Below are 1,453 nucleotides of genomic sequence, written 5' to 3'. Positions count from 1 at the left end.
TTAATATAGCTTAAGCTTACTTTTAATTTGATAATTTAAATKCATCATTTAATATCTTAAAATTATCTTTTACTCCACTTGTTGTATAAACTTGTTTATCATTAGTTATAAATATGGCATCTACATTTTCTAATGATTCTACAAACTCCAATCCTTCTTCTACACCTTTAGTAAATACTAAAGTAGACAGTGCATCTGCATCTATTGATTTATCACTAACTATAGACACACCTGCTATACTAGTTTCAAAAGGATATCCTGTTTTAGGATTTAAAATATGATGGTATTTTACTCCATCTTTTTCTATAAATCTTTCATATATACCAGATGTTACAACTGACTTATCAGTAACTTCTAATACACCTACTACCTCACCTCTGCTATCAAATGGATTTTGAATACCTATTTTCCAATTTGTATCTCCATTTTTTAATCCTAATGCATATATATTTCCACCTAAATCAATTATAGCTTGATCTACATTTTCTTCTTTTAACATATTTGCTACTTCATCAGCCACATATCCTTTTGCTATACTACCTAAGTCTAACATCATATTTGGCTCTTCTAAAAATACTTCTTTAGTTTCATCATTCATAATTACCTTAGAATAGTCTATATTTTTAATAGTTTCTTCTATTTCATCTTTATTAGGAACCTTTGCCTCTGGTAAACCTATACTCCATAATTTAACTAAAGGACCTATTGTTACATCATATCCACCTTGTGATATTTGTGAATAGTGTATACCTTTTTTTATAATATCATAGCTTGTTTCACTTAGCTTTACAGGTTTTATACCTGCATTTTCATTTAAATTAGTTAGCTCTGTATTTTCTTTATTTATACTAACTAAATTTTCTATTTCAAGAATTCTATCAAATACTTTATCTAATATTTCTTCACTACCGCCATTATATAAGGTTACTTTTATAGCTGTTCCCATAAATAGCTCTAGTCTACTAATTGGCTCAGATGCTGAAGTTTCAATTTCTTTATCGCATCCAGTAGCTCCTATAACTAAAAATAGTGACATTATTATCGTTATAATTTTTCTAGTCATTGCCATCCTCCTATCCTCTTTATTTATATATATTTTTTCATTTTTTTACATTAAAGTCAACATTTGTACATTGCAATAATAAAAAGGCTATAGAATTAATCCATAACCTTTGTTAAATCTTTATTATTTTACTTGTGATAAAGCTTCTTCAACACTAGCTATAAAAGCAGGTACTTTTATACTAACACCAGATACTGCATCTGTATGTCCTTCATCATCTGATAATATTACTTTAGATAAATCAAAATCATTTTCTATTATGAAATCTTGTAAACTTTCTATTTGCTCAGTCCAAGTAGCACTTTGATTAGCCATTACATATGTTCCAGCTTCTACAGCATCTCTTTTACTAGTTCCATCTTCAAATTTAATATCTATTTTAACATCTAC

General features: G+C 27.8%; 2 protein-coding genes. Both read right to left on the bottom strand.

Going from position 1 to position 1,453, the window contains the following annotated elements; translation table 11 throughout:
* Positions 1–22: 22 nt before the first annotated feature.
* Positions 23–1,063 (bottom strand): FAD:protein FMN transferase, encoded by a 1,041-nt coding sequence (locus G3997_RS01615; protein ID WP_296647053.1) that lies wholly within the window; start codon positions 1,061–1,063, stop codon positions 23–25.
* A 123-nt stretch (positions 1,064–1,186) separates the two neighbouring features.
* A partial coding sequence (locus tag G3997_RS01610; RefSeq protein ID WP_330616163.1) for a hypothetical protein occupies positions 1,187–1,453 on the bottom strand: 267 nt, incomplete at its 5' end.

It is taken from the genome of Romboutsia sp. 13368 (assembly GCF_018336475.1).
In the GTDB taxonomy this organism is placed as follows: Bacteria; Bacillota; Clostridia; order Peptostreptococcales; family Peptostreptococcaceae; genus Romboutsia.
The sequence above is the reverse complement of the archived record's forward strand: the minus strand, read 5'-3'. Positions and strand labels throughout refer to the sequence as shown.